This is a genomic window from Streptococcus oralis subsp. oralis, from assembly GCF_002096495.1.
Taxonomy (GTDB): domain Bacteria; phylum Bacillota; class Bacilli; order Lactobacillales; family Streptococcaceae; genus Streptococcus; species Streptococcus oralis_CU.
On the sequence record NZ_NCUO01000010.1, the window covers coordinates 160442 to 181319 of the forward strand.

Below are 20878 nucleotides of genomic sequence, written 5' to 3' on the forward strand. Positions count from 1 at the left end.
AGAAAGTGAAGACAATGAAAAAAGTTGCCATTATTGGAGCAGGGATTGTAGGGGCAACTGCTGCCTACTACCTTTCTAAAGAAAGTGACCTAGAGGTGACCGTTTTTGACCATGGACAAGGTCAGGCTACCAAAGCAGCAGCGGGAATTATCAGTCCTTGGTTTTCCAAACGCCGTAATAAAGCCTGGTACAAGATGGCGCGCTTGGGAGCTGACTTTTATGTGGATTTGTTGGCTGATTTAGAAAAGTCTGGTCAGGAAATCGACTTTTACCAACGCTCAGGAGTTTTTCTCTTGAAAAAGGATGAATCCAAACTAGAAGAACTTTATGAACTAGCCCTCCAGCGTAGAGAAGAATCTCCCTTGATAGGCCAGTTAGATGTTCTGAATCAAGCATCTGCCGATGAATTATTCCCTGGTTTGCAGGGATTCGACCGCCTGCTCTATGCTTCTGGTGGAGCGAGAGTAGATGGTCACCTCTTAGTAACTCGTTTGCTAGAAGCCAGTCAAGTCAAGCTGGTCAAAGAAAAAGTGAGTCTGACACCTTTAGCATCCGGCTATCAGATTGGTGAAGACTTGTTTGATCAGGTTATTTTAGCGACGGGAGCTTGGTTGGGTGACATTTTGGAGCTTTTAGGGTATGAGGTAGATGTTCGTCCCCAAAAGGGACAGCTCCGAGATTATCAACTCTCCGAAGACCTAGCATCTTACCCTGTTGTCATGCCGGAAGGAGAGTGGGATTTGATCCCTTTTGCAGGTGGGAAATTGTCTTTAGGAGCTACCCATGAAAACGACATGGGATTTGACTTGACGGTGGATGAAACCTTGCTCCAGCAAATGGAGGATGCGGCCTTGCCTCACTATCCAGCCTTGGCAGGAGCGAAATCATCGGGTGAGCGTGTGGGAATTCGTGCTTACACCAGTGATTTCTCGCCTTTCTTTGGGGAAGTACCTGGCTTAGCAGGTGTCTATGCGGCTAGTGGCCTAGGTTCATCAGGCCTCACAACTGGGCCTATCATTGGTTACCACTTAGCTCAACTGATCCAAGACAAGGAATTGACCTTGGACCCAGTAAACTATCCAATTGCAAACTATGTCAAACGAGTAAAAAGCGAATGATACTCAATGAAAATTAAAGAGCAAGCTAGGAAGCTAGCCACAGGCTGCTCAAAGCACTGTTTTGAGGCTGTGGATAGAGCTGATGAAGTCAGCTCAAAACACTGTTTTGAGGTTGTGGATAGAACTGACGAAGTCAGTAACCATACCAACCCACGGCAAGGCGAAGCTAACGTGGCTTGAAGAGATTTTCGAAGAGTATAAGCATTTTACTGAAATTTTAGCCTCCCCTCTAGGATGGCAAATGACATTCCCTATCAAAAATGATAAAATAAGAAAAAATAATCCGAGAATCGAGGAAAAAAGATGAAAGAAAAGATTTTGGTAACTGGTGGTGCCGGATTTATTGGAACCCACACTGTTATTGAGTTGATCCAAGCAGGTCATCAAGTGGTTGTAGTGGATAATCTTGTCAATAGCAATCGTAAGAGTTTAGAAGTTGTTGAGAGAATCACAGGAGTTGAGGTGCCTTTCTATGAGGCAGATATCCGTGACACAGATACTCTCAGAGATATTTTCAAGCAGGAAGAACCGACTGGTGTGATTCACTTTGCTGGTTTGAAGGCTGTTGGCGAATCAACCCGTATCCCTCTTGCCTACTATGACAATAATATCGCTGGAACTGTCAGCCTTTTGAAAGCCATGGAAGAAAACAACTGTAAGAACATCATCTTCAGTTCTTCTGCGACAGTTTACGGAGATCCTCATACAGTTCCAATCTTAGAAGATTTTCCGCTTTCAGTGACCAACCCGTACGGTCGTACTAAGCTCATGTTAGAGGAAATTTTGACCGATATCTACAAGGCAGACTCAGAATGGAATGTGGTCTTGCTTCGTTACTTTAATCCAATCGGAGCGCATGAAAGTGGAGACTTGGGAGAAAATCCAAACGGAATTCCAAACAATCTCTTGCCTTATGTTTCACAAGTAGCAGTTGGCAAACTAGAACAAGTACAAGTCTTTGGAGATGATTACGATACAGAAGATGGAACTGGGGTTCGTGACTATATCCATGTTGTCGATTTAGCCAAAGGTCACGTTGCAGCTTTGAAAAAACTCCAAAAAGGTTCAGGTCTAAACATTTATAACCTTGGAACTGGTAAAGGTTACTCCGTTCTTGAAATTATCCAAAACATGGAAAAAGCAGTGGGACGTCCTATTCCTTACCGCATCGTAGAACGTCGCCCAGGTGATATCGCTGCCTGTTACTCAGACCCTGCAAAAGCCAAGGCTGAACTGGGATGGGAAGCAGAACTCGACATCACCCAAATGTGTGAAGACGCATGGCGTTGGCAAAGCAAGCATCCAAATGGATTTGAAGACTAAGATGATGATTTCGATCATTGTCCCATGTCTAAACGAAGAGGAAGTACTTCCTCTTTTTTATCAGTCTGTGGAAGCTCTGCTTCCTGACTTGGGAGCAGAGGTCGAATATGTATTTGTAGACGATGGCTCAAGCGATGGGACCTTGGAGCTTTTGAAGGCCTATCGGGAGCAAAATCCTGCGGTCCGTTATGTCTCATTCTCACGAAATTTTGGGAAAGAGGCAGCCTTATACGCAGGCTTGCAGCATGCAACTGGAGACTTGGTGGTCGTGATGGATGCAGACCTTCAGGATCCTCCTAGTATGCTACTTGAGATGAAATCCTTACTAGACCAAAATGCAGACTTGGACTGTATTGGGACACGGAGAACTAGTCGGGAGGGAGAACCCTTTTTCCGCAGTTTCTGTGCGAACCTCTTTTACCGCCTCATGCAAAAAATTAGCCCAGTGGCTCTACCTTCAGGTGTCCGTGATTTTCGTATGATGAGAAGGTCTGTGGTAGATGCTATTTTAACACTGACCGAATCCAATCGTTTTTCTAAAGGACTCTTTGCCTGGGTGGGTTTTAAAACGCACTATCTTGATTATCCAAACGTTGAACGACAGGCTGGCAAGACCAGTTGGAGTTTTAGACAACTCTTTTTCTACTCGATTGAAGGAATTCTCAATTTTTCAGATTTTCCCTTGAGTATAGCTTTTGTAGCGGGACTTCTATCTTGTTTTCTTTCTTTTGTGATGACAGTTTTTGTAGTGTTTCGGACTCTTATCTTGGGAAATCCGACATCTGGTTGGACGTCTTTGATGGCTGTCATTCTCTTTCTTGGAGGGATTCAACTCCTGACAATTGGGATTCTCGGTAAGTATATCAGTAAGATTTACCTAGAAACCAAAAAAAGACCACTCTATCTCGTCAAAGAAAAAAGTGACCTTTCTATTGTTGAAGGAAAAAAATAACCAAAAAAGACTATAATTTTACCTAGAAATATGCTAAACTAGTAGGTGTGGGAAAAATGAGAAAAAATCAATAACATTCATTCCCTGCTTCCTACGATGGATCTTTTAGAAGTGCACGTGTAGGACAATTTTTGATGGCCTCCAGAACATCGCTGGTCTCAGCGATTTCTCTTTGCAATTCAACTGGATCATCGTAAAATCGAACGATTCCATTATCATGGTAATCAAAGAGTTCAGAATAGGTTTGGCAAAGCCCGCAGGCGATGCACCGTTCGGGTATAAGTGTGACTTTCATATTTATATTGTAATAAGAAAATGAAAAAAAAACAAGGAGTAAGGTATGGAAAAGGAACCGTGGCAAGAAGATATTTACGAAAACAATGAGGAAGAAACAAGATCAGAGCGTCGACACCGGAAACAAAAAGGGAAAGGCGTAGTTGCCAATCGTGTCTTGACAGTTCTAGCTAGCCTCTTCTTTGTAATTGTTGTAGCGATGGTAGTTGTATTGATTTACCTATCAACCGGTGGAAGCAATCGTACATCATCTTTGAAGGACTTCTATGATGCATCGTCTCCTTCTACAAGTTCAAGTTCTAAAGTGGAAGAATCATCATCTTCAAGTAGCAAGGTAGAGGAAACAACTTCTTCTGAATCAACACCTTCACAGAGCAGTTCGGAAGAACATACTACAGAGGGTGAAGGAACACTTACAGTACAGCCTGGAGAGGGAGAAGCAGCTCTTGCTCAACGTGCAGGGATTTCCATTGCCCAGCTAGAAGCCCTAAATCCTTCTCACATGTCATCTGGATCTTGGTTTGCCAACCCAGGTGATGTGATTAAGACAAGATAGGAGTCGGTCATGAAGACAATTCAAATTGCTATCGATGGTCCAGCTTCGAGTGGTAAGAGTACGGTCGCAAAGATTGTCGCTAAAGATTTTGGTTACACTTATCTCGATACAGGTGCTATGTACCGTGCTGCGACTTATATAGCGCTCAAGCACCAGTTGGATGCAGGAAATGTAGACCAACTTCTTGAGCTTCTTAACCAACACCCCATTAGTTTTGGTCGTTCAGAAACAGGTGAGCAACTTGTTTTTGTAGGGGATGTTGAGATTACGCATCCGATTCGTGAAAATGAAGTGACCAACAAGGTTTCAAGCATTGCTGCCATTCCTGAAGTGCGTGAGAAACTGGTTTCGCTCCAGCAAGAGATTGCTCAGCAAGGTGGTATCGTCATGGATGGGCGTGATATCGGGACAGTTGTTTTACCACAAGCTGAACTCAAGATTTTCCTAGTGGCTTCTGTTGAAGAAAGAGCAGAGCGTCGTTACAAGGAAAATATTGCCAAAGGCATTGAGACAGATTTGGAAACGTTGAAAGAAGAGATTGCTGCGCGTGACTACAAGGACAGTCATCGTGAAACCTCACCTCTCAAACAGGCTGAGGATGCAGTTTACCTTGACACAACTGGACTAAGTATCCAAGAAGTGGTTGAAAAAATCGAATCAGAAGCAAAAAAATATATGTCCTAAGGGCGAGAGGAGCAGGCTGAATGAAGCCTGCTCCTTTTCTCTCTTTTGCGCGCGTTTCAAAACAGCCTTTTTGGGAGAATTTTGATAAAATAGTAGTATCAATAAAAAGGACGGAAGCATGACAAAGAAAATCATAGCCATTTGGGCCCAAGATGAAAAAGGTGTGATTGGGAAGGAAGATCGTCTCCCTTGGCATTTGCCAGCAGAGTTGCAACATTTTAAGGAAACAACTTTAAATCATGCTATACTGATGGGACGAGTGACCTTTGATGGTATGGGACGTCGTCTGCTTCCAAAACGGCAAACCCTGATTTTAACGCGAAATAGCGAAGAAGTCATAGATGGGGCGCTCGTATTTCAAGATGTGGAGTCTGTTTTAGCGTGGTATCAGAGTCAGGAAAAAAATCTCTATATCATTGGCGGAAAGCAGATTTTTCAGGCTTTTGAGCCTTATTTAGATGAAATCATCGTGACACAGATTCATGCTCAGGTGGAGGGAGATACCTATTTCCCTGAGGAGTTTGACTTGTCTCATTTTGAGACAGTAGCAAGCAAATCTTACACCCGAGATGAGAAAAACGACTATGATTTTACCATCGAATACCGAGATAGAAAGGAAGTCTAATGGAGCGCAGTATATTTGGATTTTTTACAGCTTTTTTGTGTGTGATCTGTATTTTGACTGGAGCACAGGCTTTTCGTAAGAAGCGCTATGGACTGTCTGCCTTACTCTGGTTGAATGCTTTTACCAATCTGGTAAACAGTGTCCACGCTTTTTATATGACCTTATTTTAGATAGAATGATAAATTAGAATGGAAGGAAATCATGCCTACAAATAGGAAAAATGATATGATGGTTTATTGCTCATTTTGTGGCAAAAGCCAAGAAGAAGTAAAGAAAATAATCGCTGGGAACAATGCCTTTATCTGTAATGAATGTGTGGAATTGGCCCAGGAAATCATTCGGGAGGAGTTGGCTGAGGAAGTCTTGGCAGATTTGTCTGAAGTACCAAAACCAATCGAGCTCCTCAATATCCTAAATCACTATGTGATCGGTCAGGATCGTGCTAAACGTGCCTTGGCAGTGGCAGTTTACAACCACTACAAACGCATCAATTTCCACGATACTCGTGAAGAGTCAGAAGATGTGGATTTGCAGAAGTCAAATATCTTGATGATTGGCCCAACTGGTTCTGGGAAAACCTTCTTGGCTCAGACTTTGGCTAAGAGCTTGAATGTGCCTTTTGCTATTGCAGATGCGACAGCTCTGACTGAGGCTGGGTATGTGGGTGAGGACGTGGAAAATATCCTCCTCAAACTTTTGCAGGCTGCTGACTTTAACATCGAACGTGCAGAACGTGGGATTATCTACGTAGATGAAATTGACAAAATTGCCAAGAAGAGCGAGAATGTGTCTATCACACGTGACGTTTCGGGTGAAGGTGTGCAACAAGCCCTTCTCAAGATTATCGAGGGAACTGTCGCTAGCGTGCCGCCTCAAGGAGGACGCAAACATCCACAACAAGAGATGATTCAGGTGGATACTAAAAATATCCTCTTTATCGTAGGTGGTGCTTTTGATGGCATCGAAGAAATCGTTAAACAACGTCTGGGAGAAAAAGTCATCGGTTTTGGCCAAAATAACAAGGCGATTGACGAAAACAGCTCCTACATGCAAGAAATCATCGCAGAAGACATTCAAAAATTCGGTATTATCCCTGAGTTGATTGGACGCTTGCCTGTCTTTGCTGCTCTTGAGCAATTGACGGTCGATGACTTGGTTCGCATCTTGAAAGAGCCAAGAAATGCCTTGGTGAAACAATACCAAACCTTGCTTTCTTATGATGATGTTGAGTTGGAATTTGAAGATGAAGCCCTTCAAGAAATCGCCAATAAGGCTATCGAACGCAAAACTGGTGCGCGTGGTCTTCGGTCTATTATCGAAGAAACCATGCTAGATGTTATGTTTGAAGTACCGAGTCAGGAAAATGTGAAATTGGTCCGCATCACAAAAGAAGCTGTTGATGGAACGGAAAAACCCATTCTAGAAACAGCCTAGAGGTGACTATGGAAATCAATACACACAATGCTGAAATCCTGCTCAGTGCGGCAAACAAGTCCCACTATCCGCAGGATGAACTGCCAGAGATTGCCCTTGCAGGGCGTTCAAATGTCGGCAAGTCTAGCTTTATCAACACCATGTTGAACCGCAAAAATCTTGCTCGTACATCAGGAAAACCTGGGAAGACCCAGTTACTCAACTTCTTCAACATTGATGACAAGATGCGTTTTGTGGATGTACCAGGTTATGGCTATGCCCGCGTTTCTAAAAAGGAACGTGAAAAATGGGGGCGCATGATTGAGGAGTACCTAACGACTCGGGAAAATCTCCGTGCGGTTGTCAGTTTGGTGGATCTCCGCCACGACCCGTCAGCAGATGATGTGCAGATGTACGAATTTCTCAAGTATTATGAGATTCCGGTTATCATCGTTGCGACCAAGGCGGACAAGATTCCTCGCGGTAAGTGGAACAAGCACGAATCAGCAATCAAAAAGAAATTAAACTTTGACCCAAGTGACGACTTCATCCTCTTTTCATCTGTCAGCAAGGCAGGGATGGATCAGGCTTGGGATGCAATATTAGAAAAATTGTGAGGGAAAGAAATGGCAAAAACAATTCATACAGACAAAGCTCCAAAAGCAATCGGACCATATGTTCAAGGGAAAATCGTTGGCAATCTTTTGTTTGCTAGCGGTCAAGTTCCCCTATCTCCTGAAACTGGAGAAATTGTAGGAGAAACGATCCAAGAACAGACAGAACAAGTCTTGAAAAATATCGGCGCTATTTTGGCAGAAGCAGGAACAGACTTTGACCATGTTGTTAAAACAACTTGCTTCTTGAGCGATATGAATGACTTTGTTCCTTTTAACGAGGTTTACCAGACTGCCTTTAAAGAGGAATTTCCAGCTCGTTCAGCTGTAGAGGTTGCACGTCTTCCTCGTGATGTAAAAGTCGAAATTGAAGTGATCGCAGAGATTGGATAAGCTAGTTGAAGTTTGGCTCTGCCAAACTTTTTTTGATATAAGGAGAGATAGATGACAAAGAAACAACTTCACCTGGTGATTGTGACAGGGATGAGTGGCGCAGGGAAAACAGTAGCCATTCAGTCCTTCGAGGATTTGGGATATTTCACTATTGACAATATGCCACCAGCCCTCTTGCCAAAGTTTTTGCAGTTGGTAGAGACCAAGGATGATGACCACAAACTGGCCTTGGTTGTGGACATGCGGAGCCGTTCCTTCTTTTCAGAGATTCAGGCAGTTTTGGATGAATTGGAAAACCAAGATGATTTGGATTTCAAAATTCTCTTTTTGGATGCAAAAGATAAGGAATTGGTGGCCCGTTACAAGGAAACCAGACGGAGTCACCCTCTAGCAGCGGATGGTCGGATTTTGGACGGCATCAAGCTGGAGCGCGAGCTCTTGGCACCTTTGAAAAACATGAGCCAAAATGTGGTGGATACGACAGAACTTACTCCGCGTGAACTTCGTAAAACCATTGCTGAGCAATTTTCGGACCAAGAACAAGCCCAGTCTTTCCGTATCGAAGTCATGTCTTTTGGATTCAAGTATGGTATTCCTATCGATGCAGACTTGGTCTTTGATGTCCGTTTCTTACCAAACCCATACTACCTCCCTGAACTCCGTAATCAGACAGGTGAGGATCAAGCAGTTTATGACTATGTGATGAATCATGAAGAGTCTGAAAGTTTCTATCAGCACTTACTCGCCTTGATTGAACCCATTTTGCCAAGTTACAAAAAAGAAGGCAAGTCTGTTTTAACCATTGCAGTAGGATGTACAGGTGGACAACACCGTAGTGTTGCCTTTGCCAAACGCATAGCTGAGGACCTTGCTAAAAACTGGTCTGTCAATGAAAGCCATCGTGACAAAGACAGAAGAAAGGAAACGGTAAACCGTTCATGAGAAAACCAAAGATAACGGTAATTGGTGGAGGAACAGGTATCCCCGTCATTTTGAAAAGCTTGCGAGAAAAGGATGTTGATATCGCAGCCATCGTAACGGTAGCTGATGATGGCGGCTCTTCTGGTGAACTAAGAAAGAATATCCAACAGCTGACACCACCAGGAGATCTTCGCAATGTCCTGGTAGCCATGTCGGATATGCCTAAATTTTATGAGAAGGTTTTTCAGTACCGCTTTTCAGAAGACGCTGGTGCTTTTGCAGGTCATCCTCTAGGAAATATCATTATAGCAGGGCTTTCTGAAATGCAAGGGTCCACTTATAATGCCATGCAGCTGCTAAGTCTCTTTTTCCACACAACAGGAAAAATCTACCCCTCAAGCGATCAGCCTTTGACACTGCATGCAGTCTTTAAAGACGGTTCTGAGGTGGCAGGTGAGAGCCACATTGCAGATCATCCCGGCATGATCGACCATGTCTATGTGACCAATACCTTGGATGATGAAACGCCCCAAGCCAGCCGTCGAGTGGTCAATACTATCCTAGAGAGTGATATGATCGTCTTGGGGCCTGGTTCCCTCTTTACATCGATTTTGCCCAATATTGTCATTGAGGAGATTGGGCAGGCTCTCTTGGAGACTAAGGCTGAGATTGCCTATGTCTGCAATATCATGACCCAGCGTGGGGAAACAGAGCACTTTTCAGACAGTGACCACGTGGAAGTCCTCCATCGACACTTAGGTAGGCCATTTATTGATACGGTCTTGGTTAATATCGAGAAGGTTCCTAGAGAATACATGGATACCAACCGTTTTGATGAATATTTGGTTCAGGTAGAGCATGATTTTGCTGGTCTTTGCAAGCAGGTCCCTCGTGTGATTTCATCCAACTTCCTTCGTTTGGAAAATGGAGGAGCCTTCCATGATGGCGATTTGATTGTAGATGAATTGATGCGCATTATACAGGTGAGAAAATGAGTTTTACAGTTGCAGTAAAAGAGGAAATTCTTGGTCAACACCATCTCAGTCGTTATGAACTATCGGCCATTATCAAGATGTCTGGCAGTATCGGTCTATCTAGTTCGGGCTTGACCTTGTCAGTCGTAACTGAAAATGCTAAGTTAGCTCGGCACCTTTATGAGTCCTTTCTCCATTTTTATGAGATCAAGTCAGAAATTCGTCACCATCAGAGAAGCAATCTTCGCAAGAATCGTGTCTATACGGTCTATACAGATGAGAGGGTGCAGGAGCTTTTAGCTGATTTGCGACTTGCGGATTCCTTCTTTGGTTTGGAGACGGGTATTGATCCCGATATCTTAGCAGATGAAGAGGCTGGTCGTGCTTACTTATGTGGGGCCTTTCTGGCAAATGGTAGCATCCGAGATCCGGAGTCTGGCAAGTACCAGTTGGAGATCAGTTCTGTATATCTGGACCACGCCCATGGACTAGCCTCTCTCCTTCAGCAGTTTTTGTTGGATGCCAAGGTTATTGAGCGAAAGAAAGGTGCAGTTACCTATCTCCAGCGTGCAGAGGACATCATGGATTTCTTGATCGTGATTGGGGCTATGCAGGCGCGTGATAACTTTGAGCGCGTCAAGATTTTGCGTGAAACTCGTAACGATCTCAATCGAGCCAATAATGCCGAGACAGCTAATATCGCTCGGACAGTTTCTGCCAGCATGAAGACTATCAATAATATCAGTAAAATCAAAGATAGAATGGGTTTGGAAAATTTACCAGTGGATTTGCAGGAGGTGGCTCGCTTACGGATCCAGCACCCAGACTACTCTATCCAGCAGTTGGCGGATAGCCTGAGCAATCCCCTGACCAAAAGTGGTGTCAACCACAGACTCAGAAAAATAAACAAGATTGCAGATGAACTATAAAACCACGAATCGTTGATCCGTGGTTCTTTTCTTATAAACTGGTCGAGTGTTTGGGTTGTACTTTTTGGTCAGGGTCAATGTAGTTAATGGCATTGTTAACAGCTGTTGGAGCTTCACCCAGTCCTGTCGCAATCAAATCAATCTTACCTTCATAGTAGCAGCAGTCGCCGATAGCATAGATACCTGCTTGGCTGGATTCTTGTTTGCTATTGACGATAATCTTGTGACGGTTGAGATCCAGACCCCAATTTTTAAGATTGCCAACAGATGATTTGAAACCATAGTTGACAAAGAGGTGGTCTACTTCGATAGTTTCGGTTTCATCTGATTTGACTTTGGTGATTTCTAGTTTATCGAGTGTTTTTCCATCTCCGATAAGTTGGCTAGGAACGAACGGTGTCTTGATGGTCACAGATGATTCTTGCAAGGCTTGCACACTATGTTCCAAGGCGCGGAAATTATCTCTGCGGTGAACGAGAGTGGTTGGGGCAATCTTTTCAAAAGCCAGAGCCCAGTCCACTGCTGAGTCTCCCCCACCAAGGATGGTTACTTTCTTGCCAGCGTATTGTTGGATGTTGGAAACGTGGTGGTGGATATTTTCATAGTCCTCAACGTTCTCCAATTCGAGCGGACGTGGTTTAAAGGCACCTCCACCCATAGCAATGATGACTGTTTTGGTCAGATGGCTTCCCTTGTTGGTTGTGATGGTGAATCCTTGATCTTGCTTCTCAATTTCAAGAACGGTTTCGTTGAGGTGAACAGGTGTTTCAAAGCCGTTTAGCTGTTCAATCAAGCGATTGGTCAGTTCTTCCCCAGTTAGGTTTGAAAAACCTGGCACATCAAGGATTTGCTTTTCAGGGTAGAGGATGGCAGGTTGACCACCGAGCTGGGGAAGGGAGTCAATGATTTGGACTTTGGCTTGGCGTAGGTGGGCGTAAAAGGCAGCAAAGAGCCCGACAGGACCGCCACCGACAATGGTAATATCATAGAGTTGAGACATGATTTCTCCTTCGTTTTTTCTAATCAGTTTATTTTATCATATTTTTGCTTAATTTAAAATGAGGTAGGATAGGGAAAAAATGGGCAAAAAATGGTATAATGGTACAGAAAGTGTTTCGACAGGGAGGAGGCCAGGGATGAATTTTCAACAATTATCCAATTTACAATACTGGACGAGTTTGTTTTCAAGTCCTTGGACGATAGTCATCAATCTGATAGATATTCTCATTGTGACTTATATTTTATATCATTTTACCAAAGCGATTGCAGGGACCAAAATCATGATTTTGGTGCGGGGAGTCTTGGTCTTTATTTTAGGTCAGATTCTGTCCAATATGATTGGTTTGACGACCATTTCCTGGTTGATTAATCAGATCATCACCTACGGGGTCATTGCAGCGGTGGTTATTTTTTCACCAGAGATTCGGACTGGTTTGGAACGATTGGGTCGAGCTACTGATTTCTTCTCCAATGCGCCTATTAGTGCGGAAGAGCAAATGGTTCGCGCCTTTGTCAAATCAGTCGAGTACATGAGTCCTCGTAAGATTGGTGCTCTGGTAGCAGTTCAGCGAGTGAGAACCTTGCAGGAATACATCTCAACTGGGATTCCTCTAGATGCTAAAATTTCCTCTGAGTTATTGATTAATATCTTTATCCCCAATACTCCCTTACACGATGGAGCGGTCATTGTCAGAGAAGATCGGATTGCCGTAACTTCAGCCTACCTACCCCTGACTGAAAATACGGGAATTTCCAAGGAGTTTGGGACACGTCACAGGGCAGCGATTGGTTTGTCGGAAGTATCAGATGCTCTTACCTTTGTGGTTTCTGAGGAAACAGGTGGAATCTCAATCACCTATAATGGAGTCTTTAAGCATGATTTGACCTTGGAAGAGTTTGAATCGGAGTTAAGAAGAATCTTGCTTCCAGCATCAGAGGAAAAACAAGGTTTGAAAGAGCGTTTGCTAGGAGGATTGAAACATGAGAAAAAATAGTCTTTATATTATTTCTTCCTTCTTTTTCGCCTGCATCCTCTTTATCTATGCGACTTCAACAAACTATCAGAATAGCAATAGTGCTAGACAGGTGCGGACAGAAACCTATACCAATACGGTTCTTAATGTCCCAATCGATATTCAGTATGACAGTGCTCAGTACTTTATCAGTGGTTTTACATCTGAAGTGACCGTCTTTCTGACTGGGTCAAACAGAGTTGCTTTGGCGAGTGAGATGCAGGAAAGCACTCGGAAATTCAAGGTCAAAGCTGACTTAACCAATGCCAGTGTAGGAACCATCGAAGTTCCCCTGACTATTGAAAATTTACCGAGTGGTTTGACGGCTGTTGCGACACCGCAAAAGATAACAGTCAAGGTTGGTAAAAAAGCAAAACGTGATAATGTAATCGTTGTGCCGGAGATTGACCCTAGTCAGATTGATTCTCGTGTGAAAATTGATACAGTCACTGTATCAGATGAAAAAGTAACGGTTATTAGTGATGAGGAAACTCTCTCTAGAGTAGATCGTGTCATTGCCATCTTGCCAACGAGTGAACGGATAACAGGTAATTATTCGGCTTCTGTTCCTCTACAAGCAGTCGATAAAAATGGAAATGTCTTGCCAAGCGTCATTATGCCATTTGACACTACAATGAAAATTACAACCAAAACAGTATCGTCTAGCTCGAGTTCTTCGTCAACGACCTCGTCAACGGGCTCTTCAACCAGCAGTTCGTCTTCAACGAGTTCAGAAACGAAACCAGACTCGTCTAAACAGGACTAAACAAAATAGTAGAAAAGGATGATAAATAAAATGGGTAAATATTTTGGGACCGATGGAGTCCGTGGAGAAGCAAACGTAGAACTGACGCCAGAATTGGCCTTTAAACTGGGACGTTTTGGTGGTTATGTTCTTAGCCAACACGAAACAGAAGCCCCTAAAGTCTTTGTAGGACGTGATACACGCATCTCAGGAGAAATGCTAGAATCTGCCTTAGTGGCAGGTCTCCTCTCTGTAGGGATTCACGTCTACAAACTCGGTGTCCTTGCAACACCAGCAGTAGCTTACTTGGTTAAAACTGAGGGAGCCAGTGCAGGTGTCATGATTTCCGCTAGTCACAACCCAGCCCTTGATAATGGAATTAAATTCTTTGGTGGGGACGGCTTCAAACTTGATGATGAAAAAGAAGCAGAAATCGAAGCCTTGTTGGATGCTACAGAAGACACCCTTCCTCGTCCAAGTGCCGAAGGCTTGGGAACCTTAGTGGACTATCCAGAAGGTTTACGTAAGTATGAAGGCTACCTTGTTTCAACTGGAACTCCTCTTGAAGTAATGAAAGTGGCCTTGGATACAGCCAACGGTGCAGCGTCTACGAGTGCTCGTCAAATCTTTGCAGACCTTGGGGCTCAAATAACTGTTATTGGGGAGACACCAGATGGTCTGAATATCAACTTGAATGTGGGTTCTACACATCCAGAAGCTCTTCAAGAAGTGGTCAAAGAAAGCCAGTCAGCTATTGGTTTGGCCTTTGACGGAGATAGTGACCGTTTGATTGCTGTTGATGAAAATGGTGACATCGTCGATGGTGATAAGATCATGTACATCATCGGAAAATATCTTTCTGAAAAAGGCCAGTTGGCTCAAAACACCATCGTGACAACCGTTATGTCTAACCTTGGCTTCCATAAGGCCTTGGAGAGTGCCGGTATTAACAAGGCAGTGACTGCTGTTGGTGACCGCTATGTCGTTGAAGAAATGAGAAAATCAGGCTACAATCTTGGTGGTGAACAGTCTGGTCACGTTATCTTAATGGATTACAATACAACTGGTGATGGTCAATTATCAGCTGTCCAATTGACTAAAATCATGAAAGAAACAGGCAAGAGCTTGTCTCAACTGGCATCAGAAGTGACGATTTACCCACAAAAACTGGTCAATATCCGAGTGAAAAATGCCATGAAAGAAAAGGCTATGGAAGTACCAGCCATCAAGACAATCATCGAAAAGATGGAAGAAGAAATGGCAGGGAACGGTCGTATCCTTGTCCGCCCAAGTGGAACAGAACCCCTCTTGCGTGTCATGGCAGAAGCCCCAACAACAGAAGAAGTTAACTACTACGTAGATACGATTGCTGCTGTTGTTAAAGATGAAATTGGAATTGACTAAAGCCTAGAAAACTAGATGAAATGATAAAAATGTGGTACAATTGCATAGTAAATTGTAGCAATGGGAGAGAAAAATGAATCTTAAACGAGAACAAGAATTTGTTAGCCAGTATCACTTTGATGCTCGTAACTTTGAATGGGAAAATGAAAATGGAGCTCCTGAAACCAAGGTAGACGTGAACTTTCAGTTACTCCAACATGACCAAGAAAACCAAGTGACTTCTTTAGTCGTTATCTTGAGCTTTATGATTGTCTTTGACAAATTTGTCATCAGCGGAACAATTTCCCAAGTGAACCATGTGGAAGGTCGTATTGTCAACGAACCAAGCGAATTTAACCAAGAAGAAGTCGAAACCTTGGCACGTCCATGTTTGAACATGCTCAATCGTTTGACGTATGAAGTAACAGAAATTGCCTTGGATCTTCCAGGGATCAATTTGGAGTTTTAGTCATGAAATTAGCTGTCATTACAGATTCTTCAGCCTATTTAGAGGAGAAGACGCTGCAAAGAGAGAATCTATTTATCTTGGATATTCCTGTCAATATTGATGGGGAAGAGTATGTCGAAGGTGTCAATCTGACTGCTGAGGAATTTTATCAAAAAATGGCTCAGTCTGGAGAATTGCCTAAAACTAGTCAACCAAGTATTGCCAAATTGGATGAGATTCTAAGTTCCTTGAAAGATGAAGGCTATACCCATGTCTTGGGACTCTTTCTTTCGTCAGGAATTTCAGGCTTTTATCAGAACATCCAATACATGTTGGATGAATATGATGGCTTGACCATTGCCTTTCCAGATACCCATATCACAAGTTCCCCTCTAGGATTTATGGTGGAGAGTGCCTTTGAATGGGCAGAACAAGGCGATGATTTTGCTCAGATTCAGGAGAAATTAGCTCTTCAAATTGCTGATAATTCAGCCTTTATCATAGTAGATGACCTCGATCACTTGGTTAAAGGAGGACGTTTGTCAAATGGGGCAGCCATCTTAGGGAATCTCCTCAGTATCAAGCCTATTCTTTACTTTAATGACCAAGGAGTGATTGAAGTTTACGAAAAAGTTCGTACAGAAAAGAAAGCAATCAAACGTTTGGTGGAAATCATCAAGGAGTTGACAAAAGATGGGGACTACCGTATAACAGTCATTCATGGGAACGCTCCTCAAAAGGCAGCGGATTTACGTCAGCTTTTGATGGAGAGTGGTGTGACTGCTGAAATTCCAATTGAAACCTTTGGTAGTGTTATTGGGACCCACCTTGGAGAAGGTAGTATCGCCTTGAGCTATACACCAATCGTCTAAATTGTTCTTACAGGCTTTGTATCTTAGCAATTGAACACGGCCTACCTGCCTCTTGAAAAAAGATGCCTGTCTTGCCTTTCGTAGAAAGTCAGCGCCATTCCCTATTTTTCATGGGCAGCTAACGTCCTTTGTATCTTAGTCAGGAGTAGAGATGAGTATTCGAGTAATTATTGCCGGTTTTAAGGGAAAGATGGGCCAAGCTGCTTGTCAGATGGTCTTGTCAGATCCAGACTTGGACTTGGTCGCAGTTTTGGATCCTTTTGAGTCTGAGTCAGAGTGGCAGGGGATTCCTGTCTTTAATGATAAGGCTGACTTGGCTGGTTTTGAAGCGGATGTCTGGGTGGATTTTACTACACCAGCCGTTGCTTACGAAAATACGCGTTTTGCCCTTGAAAATGGCTTTGCTCCTGTCGTAGGAACAACTGGATTCACTAGTGAAGAAATTGCAGAATTAAAAGCATTTTCCCGTGAACAAGATTTGGGTGGCTTGATTGCCCCTAACTTTGCCTTGGGGGCTGTCTTGCTTATGCAATTTGCGACGCAGGCTGCCAAATATTTCCCCAATGTGGAGATTATCGAGCTCCATCATGACAAGAAAAAAGATGCTCCGAGCGGAACAGCCATTAAAACGGCTGAGTTGATGGCGGAAGTGCGAGAGTCTATCCAACAAGGTGCGCCTGATGAGGAAGAATTGATTGCAGGTGCCCGTGGTGCTGATTTTGATGGCATGCGGATCCACTCAGTTCGTTTGCCAGGCTTAGTAGCTCATCAAGAAGTTATCTTTGGCAATCAGGGAGAAGGGTTGACCCTTCGTCATGACTCCTATAATCGCAGCTCCTTCATGACAGGGGTCAATTTGGGAATAAAAGAAGTTGTCAAGCGTCATGAGCTTGTCTATGGATTAGAACACTTATTATGAGATTAACGCAAATGCCTTCTGAATTTCAGAAGGCTTTACCAGTATTAGAAAAAATTAAAGAAGCAGGCTTTGAGGCCTATTTTGTTGGGGGCTCTGTTCGAGATGCCCTCCTCAATCGTCCCATCCATGATGTGGACATCGCAACTTCTTCCTACCCAGAGGAGACCAAGCAGATTTTTCCACGAACAGCTGATATCGGAATCGAGCACGGAACTGTCTTGGTTTTAGAAGGGGACGAGGAGTATGAGGTAACCACCTTTAGGACCGAAGATGTCTATGTGGACTATCGCAGACCCAGTGCGGTTTCCTTTGTGCGTTCGCTAGAAGAGGACCTCAAGCGCCGTGATTTCACGGTTAATGCCTTTGCTTTGGATGAGACAGGCGAAATCATTGACTTATTTCATGGTTTAGAAGATTTGAAAAACCAAGTCTTGCGAGCAGTTGGAGTAGCTAGTGAGCGTTTTAACGAAGATGCTCTGCGAATTATGCGAGGTTTCCGTTTTCAGTCCAGTCTCGGTTTTAAACTTGAGTCAGAAACTTTTGAAGCGATGAAGACTTTGACTCCGCTCTTGGAGAAAATTTCTGTGGAGCGCACCTTCGTTGAGTTTGATAAACTATTGCTGGCACCTTTTTGGCGAGTTGGTCTGTCTTCCATGATTGAAAGTCAAGCTTATGACTATCTTCCAGATATGGCAGGAAGCCAAGACAAGCTCAACAGACTGTTTGATTTGGAGACTGATTTCACTTTTGAATCTTCTGAACAAGCTTGGGCAGCTCTATTGTGGGCTTTGGAGATTAAAGATGCACAGCCATTTTTGAAATATTGGAAGACCTCACGCCAGTTTGCCAAGCAGGTTCAGGATTTGCTGACTATTTTGACTTTGCGAGAAGAAGGAGAGCTGAGCAAGCGCGATTGTTACCGCTTTGATTTGGATTCCCTTCTACAAGCCGAAAGTCTTCGTCAGGCTCAAGGGAAAGAAGTCAACCCACAAGCCATCAAAGAAACTTACCAGAGTTTGACCATTCATGACAAGAAAGAAATTCAGATTAACGGTGGAATTTTGATTAAGGAATATGGTTACCAGCCAGGACCAGACTTGGGAGAGATTTTAACAGAGATTGAGTTTGCCATTGTCGATGGAGAATTGGAAAATGATCGTCAAGCCATCCATGCTTACCTGAGGGAGAAAAAATGAGTGATTTTATCGTTGAAAAACTAAGCAAATCCGTTGGAGACAAGACCGTTTTTAAGGATATTTCTTTTATCATCCATGACTTGGATAGAATAGGTCTAATAGGTGTCAATGGAACGGGTAAGACCACCCTTTTAGACGTCCTTTCTGGCGTTTCTGGCTTTGATGGGGATGTCAGTCCCTTTTCGGCAAAGAATGACTATAAGATTGGCTACTTGACCCAGGATCCTGATTTTGATGATAGCAAGACGGTCTTGGATACGGTTCTCTCTAGCGACCTCAAGGAAATCCAGTTGATTCGTGAGTATGAGTTAATCATGCTCAACTACAGTGAGGACAAGCAGGCTCGTTTGGAACGGGTCATGGCAGAGATGGATTCTCTCCAAGCCTGGGAAATTGAAAGCCAGGTCAAGACGGTCCTCAGCAAGCTAGGTATTCAGAACTTGTCGACTCCAGTTGGTGAATTGTCAGGAGGTCTAAGAAGACGTATCCAGTTGGCGCAAGTTCTCCTAGGAAACCACGATCTCTTGCTTCTGGACGAGCCGACCAACCACCTGGACATTGCGACCATTGAGTGGCTGACCCTCTTTTTGAAAAATTCTAAGAAGACAGTTCTCTTTATCACCCACGATCGTTATTTCCTAGATGCACTATCAACACGGATTTTCGAGTTGGACCGAGCAGGCTTGACCGAGTATCAGGGGAATTATCAGGACTATGTTCGCCTAAAAGCGGAACAAGATGAGCGTGATGCAGCACTTCTCCACAAAAAGGAACAACTCTATAAGCAAGAATTAGCCTGGATGCGTAGACAACCGCAGGCCCGTGCGACCAAGCAACAGGCCCGTATCAATCGTTTCCACGATTTGAAAAAAGAAGTTTCAGGTGGCGTTGCTGATACAGACTTGACCATGAACTTTGAAACCAGTCGGATTGGGAAAAAAGTCATCGAGTTTCAGAATGTTTCCTTCTCCTATGAAAACAAGCCCATTTTGCAAGATTTTAATCTATTGGTGCAAGCCAAAGACCGTATCGGAATCGTTGGGGACAACGGTGTCGGGAAGTCAACTCTGCTTAATCTCATCGCAGGGAGTCTTGAGCCGACTAAAGGCCAAGTGATCATCGGTGAGACGGTTCGCATCGCCTATTTTTCTCAACAAATTGAAGGTTTGGATGAAAGCAAACGGGTTATCAATTACCTGCAGGAAGTAGCAGAAGAGGTTAAGACCAGTGGTGGTTCTACGACTTCCATTGCAGAGTTGCTGGAGCAGTTTCTCTTCCCACGTTCGACGCATGGAACCTTGATTGAGAAATTGTCAGGTGGAGAGAAAAAACGCCTTTATCTCCTCAAATTGCTCTTGGAAAAACCAAATGTTCTTCTCTTGGACGAGCCGACAAATGACTTGGACATTGCAACCTTGACAGTCTTGGAAAATTTCTTGCAGAGCTTTGCAGGGCCTGTCTTGACAGTTAGCCACGACCGTTATTTCCTGGATAAGGTAGCGACCAAGATTCTCGCTTTTGAGGATGGCAAGATTCGTCCTTTCTTTGGTCATTACACCGACTATCTTGATGAAAAAGCCTTTGAAACAGAGATGGCCAATCAAGTTCAAAAGGCCGAAAAGGAGAAAGTGGTCAAGATTCGAGAAGACAAGAAACGTATGACCTACCAAGAAAAGCAGGAGTGGGCAAGCATTGAAGGAGATATTGAAGCCTTGGAAAATCGTATCGCTGTTATTGAAGAGGAGATGCAGGCAAATGGTTCTGACTTTGGCAAACTGGCGACGCTTCAAAAAGAACTGGATGAGAAAAACGAAGAACTCCTTGAAAAATACGAACGTTATGAATATTTAAGTGAGTTGGCATGATGGAAGAAAAAGTCATTAAACGTAGTCCCAAGAAAATCATTTGGAATGCCTTGTTTGGCTTGACTTCAGTGCTTTTTTTCTTACTACCTCTCTCTTATCTCCATTTGTACTCGCAAAAGGGAACCAGACTTCATACGATAAGTCTGTTATTAATACTGCTTGTCCTCTTTTGTGCTGGAGTAGTTGTTTATCAGACATACAGGCTGTTAAGTTCCGATAAGGAATATTTGAGCTGTACTGTCGAGGGGTTTTACTACAAACCAAACCCAAAGAAACCCAGTCGTTTCTATGCTTGGACAGATGTAGAAGAGTTTTCCTTTTCTCGGATTCGAGGGAAGTACAGGGATTCCTATCGGATTGAAGTCTATTTTAAAAACAAGGAAAATGTGAAATCCCAATCCTTTCTAGCTCTGCTGAAGAGAAGGATTCTCCCTTTTCATTCGTCAGCAGATTTGATCATCCCGATCTTTCTATTAGATGTAGGTCTTCCTGAAAGGATCTATGAGACCATGAAGTACTATGAAAGAGAATGGCGTATCGAACAAAATCGTCAAGCAAGAAAAGAGGTAAAACAAGCTTCGAAAAGCAAATCTTCCAAACTGTCATAGTCGGTCTTGACTTGAAGTAGAATAATCAAAAAGG

Annotated in this window: 23 protein-coding genes and 1 pseudogene; 22 read left to right on the forward strand and 2 right to left on the reverse strand. The window is 43.5% G+C overall.

The annotated features are described in order from the left end of the window. Nucleotides 1–14: 14 nt before the first annotated feature. The 3 genes and pseudogenes from B7717_RS03005 to B7717_RS03020 all read left to right on the forward strand — a co-directional run bounded on the left by B7717_RS03005 (nucleotide 15) and on the right by B7717_RS03020 (nucleotide 3409). Nucleotides 15–1118 carry an NAD(P)/FAD-dependent oxidoreductase gene (locus B7717_RS03005; protein WP_000754638.1) on the forward strand — a complete coding sequence of 368 codons (1104 nt, stop codon included), beginning with the start codon at nucleotides 15–17 and terminating at the stop codon, nucleotides 1116–1118. 303 nt (nucleotides 1119–1421) lie between these two features. Continuing rightward, nucleotides 1422–2441, forward strand: coding sequence for a UDP-glucose 4-epimerase GalE (gene galE / locus B7717_RS03015; protein WP_084944158.1), 1020 nt, complete (start codon nucleotides 1422–1424; stop codon nucleotides 2439–2441). Beyond that, nucleotides 2425–3409 (forward strand): annotated as a pseudogene (locus tag B7717_RS03020) (glycosyltransferase family 2 protein). The gene galE and the pseudogene B7717_RS03020 overlap by 17 nt, the downstream one beginning before the upstream one ends. Before the next feature lie 75 nt (nucleotides 3410–3484). Here B7717_RS03020 and B7717_RS03025 read toward each other — a convergent pair. Continuing rightward, complete coding sequence (locus B7717_RS03025) at nucleotides 3485–3688, reverse strand: ferredoxin (RefSeq protein ID WP_002874767.1); 204 nt, start codon at nucleotides 3686–3688, stop codon at nucleotides 3485–3487. Nucleotides 3689–3733: 45 nt separating this feature from the next. Between B7717_RS03025 and B7717_RS03030 the strand changes: the two genes are divergently transcribed. From B7717_RS03030 to whiA, 10 genes are all read left to right on the forward strand, one after another. After that, nucleotides 3734–4243 (forward strand): SAG1386/EF1546 family surface-associated protein, encoded by a 510-nt coding sequence (locus B7717_RS03030; protein ID WP_000410193.1) that lies wholly within the window; start codon nucleotides 3734–3736, stop codon nucleotides 4241–4243. Between the two features lie 9 nt (nucleotides 4244–4252). Further along, nucleotides 4253–4927 (forward strand): (d)CMP kinase, encoded by a 675-nt coding sequence (cmk, locus tag B7717_RS03035; RefSeq protein ID WP_000849409.1) that lies wholly within the window; start codon nucleotides 4253–4255, stop codon nucleotides 4925–4927. 118 nt (nucleotides 4928–5045) lie between these two features. Beyond that, a complete protein-coding gene (locus B7717_RS03040) occupies nucleotides 5046–5552 on the forward strand; it encodes a dihydrofolate reductase (RefSeq protein WP_000162306.1) in 507 nt (168 codons plus the stop codon). Then, entirely contained in the window at nucleotides 5552–5722 is a 171-nt protein-coding gene (locus B7717_RS09670) for a hypothetical protein (protein ID WP_000442252.1), read from the forward strand. The genes B7717_RS03040 and B7717_RS09670 overlap by 1 nt, the downstream gene beginning before the upstream one ends. Nucleotides 5723–5753: 31 nt before the next feature. Further along, entirely contained in the window at nucleotides 5754–6986 is a 1233-nt protein-coding gene (clpX, locus tag B7717_RS03050) for an ATP-dependent Clp protease ATP-binding subunit ClpX (protein ID WP_002879862.1), read from the forward strand. Between the two features lie 8 nt (nucleotides 6987–6994). Next, on the forward strand, nucleotides 6995–7582 hold the full coding sequence (gene yihA, locus B7717_RS03055) for a ribosome biogenesis GTP-binding protein YihA/YsxC (RefSeq protein ID WP_000405203.1): 588 nt from the start codon (nucleotides 6995–6997) through the stop codon (nucleotides 7580–7582). Between the two features lie 9 nt (nucleotides 7583–7591). After that, entirely contained in the window at nucleotides 7592–7972 is a 381-nt protein-coding gene (locus B7717_RS03060) for a RidA family protein (RefSeq protein ID WP_001140420.1), read from the forward strand. Between the two features lie 51 nt (nucleotides 7973–8023). After that, nucleotides 8024–8914, forward strand: a complete 891-nt coding sequence (gene rapZ / locus B7717_RS03065; RefSeq protein WP_049478488.1) for an RNase adapter RapZ — start codon at nucleotides 8024–8026, stop codon at nucleotides 8912–8914. Next, on the forward strand, nucleotides 8911–9888 hold the full coding sequence (locus B7717_RS03070) for a YvcK family protein (RefSeq protein WP_001231053.1): 978 nt from the start codon (nucleotides 8911–8913) through the stop codon (nucleotides 9886–9888). The genes rapZ and B7717_RS03070 overlap by 4 nt, the downstream gene beginning before the upstream one ends. Continuing rightward, entirely contained in the window at nucleotides 9885–10796 is a 912-nt protein-coding gene (whiA, locus tag B7717_RS03075; protein WP_000011295.1) for a DNA-binding protein WhiA, read from the forward strand. Before B7717_RS03070 ends, whiA begins: the two co-directional genes overlap by 4 nt. Before the next feature lie 31 nt (nucleotides 10797–10827). Here whiA and B7717_RS03080 read toward each other — a convergent pair whose 3' ends face one another. Further along, nucleotides 10828–11796 (reverse strand): NAD(P)/FAD-dependent oxidoreductase, encoded by a 969-nt coding sequence (locus tag B7717_RS03080; protein ID WP_000081039.1) that lies wholly within the window; start codon nucleotides 11794–11796, stop codon nucleotides 10828–10830. A gap of 136 nt (nucleotides 11797–11932) precedes the next feature. Here B7717_RS03080 and cdaA point away from each other — a divergent pair, with 136 nt between their 5' ends. The 9 genes from cdaA (at nucleotide 11933) to B7717_RS03130 (ending at nucleotide 20844) form a co-directional block, all read left to right on the forward strand. Next, complete coding sequence (gene cdaA, locus B7717_RS03090) at nucleotides 11933–12790, forward strand: diadenylate cyclase CdaA (protein ID WP_084944160.1); 858 nt, start codon at nucleotides 11933–11935, stop codon at nucleotides 12788–12790. Beyond that, nucleotides 12777–13574, forward strand: coding sequence for a CdaR family protein (locus B7717_RS03095; RefSeq protein ID WP_001230929.1), 798 nt, complete (start codon nucleotides 12777–12779; stop codon nucleotides 13572–13574). The genes cdaA and B7717_RS03095 overlap by 14 nt, the downstream gene beginning before the upstream one ends. Nucleotides 13575–13604: 30 nt before the next feature. Continuing rightward, a complete protein-coding gene (glmM, locus tag B7717_RS03100; protein ID WP_084944161.1) occupies nucleotides 13605–14957 on the forward strand; it encodes a phosphoglucosamine mutase in 1353 nt (450 codons plus the stop codon). A 73-nt stretch (nucleotides 14958–15030) separates the two neighbouring features. Beyond that, the gene (locus tag B7717_RS03105) at nucleotides 15031–15405 is read left to right on the forward strand and encodes a DUF1149 family protein (protein ID WP_001050092.1); all 375 of its coding nucleotides are present in this window, start codon (nucleotides 15031–15033) and stop codon (nucleotides 15403–15405) included. A gap of 2 nt (nucleotides 15406–15407) precedes the next feature. Continuing rightward, on the forward strand, nucleotides 15408–16256 hold the full coding sequence (locus B7717_RS03110; RefSeq protein ID WP_061420530.1) for a DegV family protein: 849 nt from the start codon (nucleotides 15408–15410) through the stop codon (nucleotides 16254–16256). 151 nt (nucleotides 16257–16407) lie between these two features. Continuing rightward, complete coding sequence (dapB, locus tag B7717_RS03115) at nucleotides 16408–17175, forward strand: 4-hydroxy-tetrahydrodipicolinate reductase (protein WP_061420533.1); 768 nt, start codon at nucleotides 16408–16410, stop codon at nucleotides 17173–17175. Next, nucleotides 17172–18371 carry a CCA tRNA nucleotidyltransferase gene (locus B7717_RS03120; RefSeq protein ID WP_084944162.1) on the forward strand — a complete coding sequence of 400 codons (1200 nt, stop codon included), beginning with the start codon at nucleotides 17172–17174 and terminating at the stop codon, nucleotides 18369–18371. The genes dapB and B7717_RS03120 overlap by 4 nt, the downstream gene beginning before the upstream one ends. Further along, nucleotides 18368–20236 carry an ABC-F family ATP-binding cassette domain-containing protein gene (locus tag B7717_RS03125; RefSeq protein ID WP_042902718.1) on the forward strand — a complete coding sequence of 623 codons (1869 nt, stop codon included), beginning with the start codon at nucleotides 18368–18370 and terminating at the stop codon, nucleotides 20234–20236. Before B7717_RS03120 ends, B7717_RS03125 begins: the two co-directional genes overlap by 4 nt. After that, on the forward strand, nucleotides 20233–20844 hold the full coding sequence (locus B7717_RS03130) for a hypothetical protein (protein WP_049519071.1): 612 nt from the start codon (nucleotides 20233–20235) through the stop codon (nucleotides 20842–20844). Before B7717_RS03125 ends, B7717_RS03130 begins: the two co-directional genes overlap by 4 nt. The last annotated feature ends 34 nt before the right edge of the window (nucleotides 20845–20878 follow it).